The organism is Microbacterium sp. (assembly GCF_049661145.1).
GTDB lineage: Bacteria > Actinomycetota > Actinomycetes > Actinomycetales > Microbacteriaceae > Microbacterium.
This window is the reverse complement of sequence record NZ_JBASZT010000195.1, coordinates 1-8710: the sequence shown is the minus strand read 5'-3', so window position 1 is coordinate 8710 and position 8710 is coordinate 1. Positions and strand designations below refer to the sequence as shown.

Sequence of the window (8710 nt, the reverse complement as noted above, 5' to 3'; positions counted from 1 at the left end):
AGGCGCGCCCGCACGCGGATGCCGCGGCTACAACCCGTTGCGCAGCGTGAGCCAGATCGCGACGGCCGTCGTGGCCTGCGACGGATTGACGACGCGGTGCGGCCGCGTCGCCCAGAAGGCGAGCGAGCCCCCGACGCCGAGTTCGACGGCCCCCTCGGTGAACTCGAACAGCAGGGTGCCTACGACGACCGAACCCATCTCGTAGCCGGCGTGCACGAGCATGGCCCCGTCGATGCTCGAGGACGTCCCCGGTGGATAGGTCGTTTCGAACAGGTCGATGCCATCGAGCGCCACGGGCGTGAGCCGACGATAGACGACGCCCTGGCGCAGCGTCGGCGCTGATGCCTCGTCGGGAACGCTCACGTGCACACCGGGGATCGGCTCGCTCGTTCCCGCCGCCAGCGCGGTCGGCTGCAGCACGTCGTGATCGTCGAAGATCGCCGACACCGGTGCGCCCAGCACGGCGACGATCTCGATGAGCCGGTTGACCGAGGGTTGCATCACGCCCGTCTCGATCTGCGAGAGCGCGCTCGACGAGATGCCGACGGCTTCGGCGACCGACGCGAGCGAGCGACCCGATGAGGTACGCAGGCGGCGCAGGCGCGGCCCGATTGATGCCGCTATCCCTCCCGGCCGCTCGGTCGTCATACGCGCTGTCCCCTCCCGCGACGAGTCTACGCAACAGGGCAGCCGGGCCGGATCACAGCCGCCCGAGAATCGACCGCGGCATTCTGCGGGTCGCGCACAGGCGTACCCGCAGAATGCCGCGGTCGTAGCGGCGGCTCAGCCGTCGATCGGCCGCTCAGGTGCGCGCATCGGGATCCTCCGTCGCGGCCTTCGGCGGCGCGACAGGGTCATCCGGCTTCTCCTCGCTGCCGGTGATGACCGTGTGAATGAGACCCGTCCCCTCCGCGTCGGGGTGCACGAGTGCCGCAGCTGCCGGTCCGCGCACCGCGTCGTGGGCGCTGAGCGCGGGTTCATCCGCGGCCTCCGTGCGCATCTGGTCGGAGTTGAGCAACAGGTTCAGCAGGATCGCCGCGATCGCGCCGGCCGAGATGCCCGACTCGAAGATCAGCGTGAACCACGTCGGGAAGTGGTGGTAGATCGTCGGCGCCACCGTCGGCAGCAGCGCGATGCCGACCGAGATGGCGACCACGAGGATGTTCTTGTTGTTGAACTTCACCTTCGTGAGGGTCCGGATGCCGCTGGCGGCGACCATCCCGAACAGCGCGATGCCCGCGCCGCCGAGCACGGCCCGCGGCACGCCCTCGACGATCGACGAGACCTTGGGGATGAGGCCGAGCACGATGAGCATGAGGCCTGCCATCGAAGCGACATAGCGCGAACGCACGCCGGTGAGCGAGACGAGGCCGACGTTCTGCGCGAACGCCGTGTAGGGGAAGGTGTTGAAGATGCCGCCGAGCACCGTGCCGAGGCCGTCGGCGCGCAGGCCGTCGGCGAGGCTCTGACGGGTGACGGGCTTCTCCACGATCTCGCCGATGGCGATCATATCGCCCGTCGTCTCGGTCATAATGACGATGCCGACGATGATCATCGAGACGATCGCCGCGACGTTGAAGGTCGGCAGGCCGAAGTGGAACGGCGTGACGAGGGCGAACCACGCGGCATCGCCGACGTTGTCCCAGTGCACCATTCCCGGCACGAACAGCGCCACGATCGTGCCGACGACGAGGCCGAGCAGCACCGAGACGCGCTGCAACGCGGCCGGGGCGAAGCGCTCGATGAGGATGATGAACAGCAGCGTGCCTGCCGCGAAGCCGACGTTGACGGGGTCGGCGCCCTCGGGGTCGTTGTTGGTGATCCATCCGGCCGCGACGCGCATGAGCGACAGGCCGATGATGAGGATGACGGTGCCCGTCACGATCGGCGGGAAGAAGCGCAGCAGCTGCGCGAAGAACGGCGCCACGAGGATCATGAACAGACCGCACGCGATCGTCGCGCCGAAGATGTCGGTGATGCTGCCGCCGGGCGCCGTGCCGATGGCGATCATGGGACCGACTGCTGCGAAGGTGACGCCCTGCATGAGCGGCAAGCGCACGCCGAACCGCCAGAATCCGATGGACTGCACGAGAGTCGCGAGGCCCGCGACGAACAGGTCGGCGCTGATGAGGAACGCCATGTCGGCGGGGCTCAGCTGCAGCGCGCCGCCGACGATGAGCGGCACCGCGACGGCACCCGCGACATCGCGAGCACGTGCTGCAGGCCGAGAGGGAAGAGCCGTGCGAGCGGTGGGATCGAGTCGACGGAGTTGCCCGATGTGTCGCGTTTTCTCTTCCCCTCGGTGGGGGGCGGTGCCGTGGATGCCATGTGCGCGCTCCTGTTCCTGTGCCATGCGCTCACGGAGCGGACGCTCCGTCGTGAACCCGACATTAAGCCGGGGCTGAAGTCGCGCGCGGCGGTTTTCGGCATCCGTTCCCCAAAGTTCACGGGCCGAAACATCGCTGCAACACCGGGAGGCCGTGAAGGGTAGTTGGTCGTAACTTTCGGCGGGAGGGCAGGATGCCGCGCCCGATCCGAGGTCGACATCGATCCCGGCGCGCAAGCGCTTGCGCTAGGCTGGACGCCATGACCATCGCTGTTTCCACGCTCGCCCCGATCGGCGAGAACCGTCCCGGCGCCGAGTGGTGGCGCTCGGCCGTCATCTATCAGGTGTATCCCCGCTCGTTCGCCGACGCGAACGGCGATGGGATGGGCGATCTCGCCGGGGTCACGGCGCACCTCGACGACCTCGTCTCGCTCGGCGTCGACGCCATCTGGCTGAGCCCGTTCTACCCGTCGCCGCAGAACGACGCCGGGTACGACGTCGCCGACTACTGCGACGTCGACCCGCGCTTCGGCACGCTGGCCGACTTCGACCGCATGCTTTACGCCGCGCACGACCGCGGCATCCGGGTCGTCGTCGACCTCGTTCCCAACCACAGCTCCAGCGAGCACGAGTGGTTCCAGGCGGCCCTCGCCGCCGGTCCCGGCAGTCCGGAGCGGGCGCGCTACCTCTTCCGCGACGGCAAGGGCGAGCACGGCGAGCTGCCCCCGAACAACTGGGTGTCGGTCTTCGGCGGACCCGGCTGGACCCGCGTGCCCGAGGCCGACGGCACGCCGGGGCAGTGGTACCTGCACCTGTTCGACGTGACCCAGCCCGACTTCGACTGGACCAACCCCGAGGTGCACGAGTTCTTCAAGAACGTGCTGCGCTTCTGGCTCGACCGCGGCGTCGACGGCTTCCGCGTCGACGTGGCGCACGGGCTGGCGAAGGACGGCGAGCTGCCTGACACCATCATCAGCGACGACCCGTCGATGGGCGGCGGCGAGCACGTCGCCCCGTACTGGGGCCAGGAGCCCGTGCACGACATCTACCGCGAGTGGAACGCCGTGCTGCGCGAGTACGACGGTGACCGCGCGCTGTGCGCCGAGGCGTGGCTGCCCACGGTCGACGAGACCGCGCTGTGGGTGCGCTCCGACGAGATGCACCAGGCGTTCAACTTCCCGTATCTGACGACGAAGTGGGATGCCGACGATCTGCGCGAGGTCATCTCCGAGTCGCTGCGCGCGTACCCCGCCGTCGGGGCGCCCGCGACGTGGGTGCTCTCGAACCACGACGTCATCCGTCATGCGACGCGGCTCGCCCTCACCGCCGACACACCGCGCGACGGCGGCATCGGCCCGCGCACCGAGGCCCGTCCGATCCCCGGACTCGGCCAGCGCCGCGCCCGCGCCGCGACGACGCTCATGCTCGCCCTGCCCGGCTCGGCATACCTCTACCAGGGCGAAGAGCTCGGCCTTCCCGAGGCGGTCGATCTGACCGATGACGTGCGCCAGGACCCGACGTGGTTTCGCACGAACGGCGAGAAGTACGGCCGCGACGGATGCCGCGTGCCCCTGCCGTGGACCGCGGACGCCCCCGCGTTCGGGTTCAACGACACGGGCGCCTCGTGGCTGCCGCAGCCCGATGAGTGGGCCCGGTTCGCACGCGACGCGCAGGAGGACGATCCCGCCTCGACGCTGTGGTTGTACCGCACGTTGCTGGCGAACCGCCGCCAGTACGGGCTCGGCGCGGGTTCGATCGAGTGGCTGTCGGGGTATCCGTCCGATGTCATCGCAGTCCGCAACGGCGACGTGACCGTCGTCGTGAACCTCGGCTCCGAGCCGGTCGTGCTGCCGGCGGGGACCCTCGTGGTCGCGAGCGAGCCGCTCGCCGGCGGCGCCCTGCCCGCCGATACGGCGGTCTGGCTGTTGGCCGGCTAAGACCGGAGTGTTGGCGACAGCGGGCGCGGTGAGCCGGGCGGCGGGCGCTGTGAGCTGGGCGGCGCGCGGCTCTCGGCCGGCGGGGCGGTACTGACCGTGGCCAGCATCGACGACGTCGCCCGACGCGCCGGGGTGTCGGCCACGACCGTCTCGCGCGCACTCAGCGGGCGCGGACGAATCTCGGAGAAGACGCGCGAGCGCGTGCGCCACGTCGCCGATGAGCTCGGCTACGTCGCGTCGGCGACAGCGGCGAGTCTCGCGACGGGCCGCACGATGTCGGTCGGCGTGCTCGTCTCGCTCACCGGACGCTGGTACTTCGCGACGGTGCTGGAGAGCATCGCCGCGCGGCTTGCGCCGCAGGGATACGACCTCACACTGTACGACGTCACCGGCGATCCGGCGCAGCGGCGGCTGCTGTTCGAGACGTCGCTGCGCCGGGGCCGGGTCGACGGCATCCTGGCCCTGACCGTGACGTTGACCGACGACGAGATCGAGGCCCTGCGAGGGCTCGGGGTGCCCGTCTTGGGTCTCGGCACGCCGTCGCCGCGACTGCTCGCCCTGCGGGTGGACGAACGCGCGGTGTCGCACGCAGCAGTGGCGCACCTGCGGGCGCTCGGGCATCGTCGCATCGCACACCTCGGCAACGACAAGGGCCCGGATGCCGGTTTCGACGTTCCGACGCAGCGACACCGTGGCTTCGTGGCGGCGATGGCGGATGCCGCCGGCGGGCCGGATGCCGCCGGCGGGCCGGATACCGCGGCCCGGCCGGATACCGCCGGTGCCCCGCTCTTCGTGCAGACGGACTTCACCGTCGCCGGCGGTCGCCGCGCAGCGCTCGAGCTGTTCGCAGCGCTCGAACCGCCGACGGCGATCTACGCGGCGTCGGACGAGCTCGCGTTCGGGGTGATGTTCGCGGCGCGCGAGCACGGTCTGCGCGTGCCCGACGACCTGTCGGTGATCGGCGTCGACGGGCACGAGATGGGCGCGATGTTCGGACTCACCACCATCGACCAGTTCCCCCGCCGGCAGGGCGAACGTGCCGCCGACGCGATGCTCGCGCTCCTCGACGGGGTACCTCTCGACCCCGCGCCGCTCCCCTTCGAGCTCGTCGTCCGCGGCTCCACCGCCCCACCCGCGCGGTAGCCCCGGCATCCGCCGGGCGCCGTCGCCCTACCCGAACCCGAACGCCGGCGGGAACACGACCGCGACGGCGACGGCCCACACGAAGTAGATGGGCACGTACGAGGTCTGCCAGGCGTCGAGCCGGGCGAACGCGACGCGCCGACGCAGGAACGCGACCTGCAGCCACGCGGCGACGGCGAGATTCACGAGCAGGATGAGGTTCAGCCCGAGGGACGCGAGCTTGTTCGGACTCATCCCGAAGCTGCCGATGCGTTCGACCATCGCGAAGAGCACGATCGCGTCTACCGCCAGCGCCGCCACGACGAGCACGAGTTGCAGGACCTCGAACCACCCGGCCGGCGCAAGCGGGTCGCGTGCCGACATCGAGTACAGCAGCAGACCGAGCACGACGATCAGCACGACGTCGAAGAGGATCAGCTGGTCGCGCTGTCCGAAGACCTGGATGCCGTCCGCCATGGCGATGCGCCCCTGCCACACGGTCACGACGACGAACGCGATCAGCAGCAGCGCGAACAGCGGCGTGAAGATCCGGGCCAGCACGGGCGCGATGTTCTCGATGACGCTCTGTTTCGCTTCCACCAACCAGCCGGCCACGACGATCGCTCCGGCGAAGCCGCACGGAATCATCCACTCGGCAAGGAACCAGTCGACGCTCAGACCGACGGCGTGGAACAGCGCGACCGCCAGTCCCTGGAGCAACGCCCCACCCAGCCCGATGAGCACGAGGTAGACGAACCACTCACCGGTGAACCGAATGAAGTCCATACGCGCGCTGCCCGACCGCCAGTCTCCCCCGACGTACGCCACACCGACCACGAGCCACAGCACGACCGCCGTGTGGACGACCGTCAGCAGCAACGTCGCCCCGCGGGGCTCGAAGGGGTAGCCGTTCACGACGAGTGCGGCGACGACGAAGGATGCCGCGACCACGGCCACCGTGCCCACTCCCGCGCGGCGGCGCACGAGGAACAGCACCGCGAGAAACGGCAGGACGAGCAGCGCGACGTTGCGGGCGTAGAACTCGCCGGCGGCCGGGAACCCGAGTCCGAAGAGAGCGGGGAGCTTGATCGCCACGGCGGCCAGGCCCGCAAGACCGAGCGCGAGGGCGAGTCCACGCGTGCGCGTCGGTGTGGCCCCGGGCGGCACCACGAGCTGCTTCCACAGCCGGTCGGAGTGCTCCCGGGCGAACTCGCGCGAGAGCGCATCGAGGCTGCCCATCCTCTTGATCGCGACGAGGAAGGCCTCGTCGCGATCGAGTCCCGATGCCGTCAGCTCCTCGATCTGGTCGCGCAGGTGCCCTTCGAGTTCCCTCACATCGGCCTGCCCGATCGCGTCGTGCCGCTCGACGTAGGCGCGCCACAGCGCGATCTGCTCCTCGCCGGGATCCTCGGCGTGCGAGGCGGCGGGGCCGGAAGAAGGCACCCGGTCGGGCTGCGCGGCATCCATCTCACGCACCTCCGAGCGCGGGAGCGCCGAACCCGTCTGGGCGCTCCGACCACACGCGGCCGAGGGCCTCACTGACGACGGACCACTGCCGGTGCTGCTCGGCGAACGCCGCATGGCCGCTCGCGCTGAGGCGATAGAGCTTGCGCGGCCGTCCGCTCGGCGACACGCCCCACGACGACTCGACGTGCCCCAACCGCTCGAGACGGTGCAGCAGGGGATAGAGCATGCCGTCGCGCCACTCCAGCTCACCGTCGGACAGCTCGCTCACCCGCTGGAGGATCGCGTACCCGTACGACTCGCCCTCGACGAGGATGCCGAGCACCAACGGCGTCGCCGCCGCGGCCACGAGGTCTTTCCCGATCCGCATCCGCGCTCCACCTTTCTGAGAGCTTTCTGAGAGGCCGGTCGCCTACGGCTCCCTCGCGGGGTGCCGGGGGGTTACCTAGAAGTACTAGGTACATAGAAGTACGAGGTAGTGCTTCGTGTCAAGCCCTCAGAAAGTAGGCTCTGACCCATGAGCGTCGATCTCGAAGCCCTGTACATCGACCTGCATCGGCATCCCGAACTGTCGTTTCAGGAGACCCGCACGGCCGGCGTCGTGACGCGCGCGCTCGCGGCGCTCGGGCTCGACTTCGTCGAGGGACTCGGCAAGACCGGCGTTGCGACGAGCATCACCGGCGAGCGGGAACCCGAGCCCGGTACCAGGGGCCCGGTCGTGTGGCTGCGTGCCGACATGGATGCCCTGCCGGTGCACGAGGAGACCGGGCTGGCGTATGCGAGCACCGCCCGCGGCACGGACCCGTCGGGAACCGACGTCCCCGTCATGCACGCGTGCGGCCACGACATGCACGTGACCGCCCTGCTGGGCGCCCTCGAGCGGCTGACCGCGACGAAGGCCGAATGGGCGGGCACCGTCGTCGCAGTCTTCCAGCCCGCCGAGGAGTACGGCGCGGGCTCGCAGGCGATGATCGCCGACGGCGTGCTCGATGCCTTCCCGAAGCCCGACATCGTGCTGGGCCAGCACCTCACGCCGCTTCCGGCCGGCACGATCGGCGTGCGCCCCGGCACGCAGATGGCGGCATCCGACGGCCTCACCGTCACGCTCCACGGCCGCGGTGGGCACGGGTCGAGGCCGCACGCGACGATCGACCCCGTCGTCATGGCTGCGGCGACCGTCATGCGGCTGCAGACGGTCGTCTCACGCGAGGTCGACCCGCGTGAGATGGCCGTCGTCACTGTCGGTTCGATCCATGCCGGCCTGAAGAACAACATCATCCCCGCCGAGGCGAGGCTCGAGCTCAGCCTGCGCTACCCCGACGACGACGCGCGCGCGAGCGTCATGGCGCGCGTCGAACGGGTCGTGCGAGCGGAGGCCGCGGCATCCGGCGCCGAACGCGAGCCCGAGATCGTCGTCGACCACTCGCTGCCGCCGACGATTAACGACCCGCAGGCGACGGCGCGCCTGACCGCGGCATTCGACCGCGCCTTCGGCGAGGGCACCGTCGTCGACCCCGGAATGTTCACCGGCAGCGAGGACGTCTCGTGGTTCGCTCGCGACGCCGGCGCTCCGCTCGTCTTCTGGTTCTGGGGCGGCGTCGATCCGCAGCAGTACGCGGATGCCGTGGCCCGCGGCACGGTAAACGAGGACATCCCGACGAACCACTCGCCGTTCTTCGCACCCGTCCTTCACCCCACGATCGAGCGCGGCGTCGACGCACTCGTGATCGCCGCGAGGGAGTTCCTGTCATGAGCTGGTCCGACCTGGGGCTCGGCGAGCCCGACCCGGAGGAGCCCGGCACACCGGCCCCCCGCAGCCCGAAGCCCGCGCGCGACCCGAGGCCGCCCCGCGAGCCCAGGC

Annotated in this window: 7 protein-coding genes; 3 read left to right on the top strand and 4 right to left on the bottom strand. The window is 70.3% G+C overall.

What is annotated here, in order from left to right; all coding sequences use genetic code 11:
- Positions 1 to 27: 27 nt before the first annotated feature.
- Both WBP48_RS08360 and WBP48_RS08355 read right to left on the bottom strand, forming a co-directional pair.
- Complete coding sequence (locus WBP48_RS08360; RefSeq protein ID WP_424438870.1) at positions 28 to 648, bottom strand: helix-turn-helix domain-containing protein; 621 nt, start codon at positions 646 to 648, stop codon at positions 28 to 30.
- Positions 649 to 802: 154 nt separating this feature from the next.
- Positions 803 to 2353, bottom strand: coding sequence for a nucleobase:cation symporter-2 family protein (locus WBP48_RS08355; RefSeq protein WP_424438867.1), 1551 nt, complete (start codon positions 2351 to 2353; stop codon positions 803 to 805).
- A 233-nt stretch (positions 2354 to 2586) separates the two neighbouring features.
- Between WBP48_RS08355 and WBP48_RS08350 the strand changes: the two genes are divergently transcribed.
- Together WBP48_RS08350 and WBP48_RS08345 are read left to right on the top strand one after the other, a co-directional pair.
- Positions 2587 to 4263, top strand: coding sequence for a glycoside hydrolase family 13 protein (locus WBP48_RS08350; protein WP_424438864.1), 1677 nt, complete (start codon positions 2587 to 2589; stop codon positions 4261 to 4263).
- 96 nt (positions 4264 to 4359) lie between these two features.
- Positions 4360 to 5406: a LacI family DNA-binding transcriptional regulator gene (locus WBP48_RS08345; RefSeq protein WP_424438861.1), complete on the top strand. Its 1047-nt coding sequence runs from the start codon at positions 4360 to 4362 to the stop codon at positions 5404 to 5406.
- Between the two features lie 27 nt (positions 5407 to 5433).
- Here WBP48_RS08345 and WBP48_RS08340 read toward each other — a convergent pair whose 3' ends face one another.
- Both WBP48_RS08340 and WBP48_RS08335 read right to left on the bottom strand, forming a co-directional pair.
- Positions 5434 to 6852 carry a permease prefix domain 1-containing protein gene (locus WBP48_RS08340; RefSeq protein WP_424438858.1) on the bottom strand — a complete coding sequence of 473 codons (1419 nt, stop codon included), beginning with the start codon at positions 6850 to 6852 and terminating at the stop codon, positions 5434 to 5436.
- Position 6853: 1 nt separating this feature from the next.
- Entirely contained in the window at positions 6854 to 7219 is a 366-nt protein-coding gene (locus tag WBP48_RS08335) for a PadR family transcriptional regulator (protein ID WP_424438855.1), read from the bottom strand.
- 147 nt (positions 7220 to 7366) lie between these two features.
- Here WBP48_RS08335 and WBP48_RS08330 point away from each other — a divergent pair, with 147 nt between their 5' ends.
- On the top strand, positions 7367 to 8602 hold the full coding sequence (locus WBP48_RS08330; protein WP_424438852.1) for an amidohydrolase: 1236 nt from the start codon (positions 7367 to 7369) through the stop codon (positions 8600 to 8602).
- Positions 8603 to 8710 lie beyond the last annotated feature (108 nt).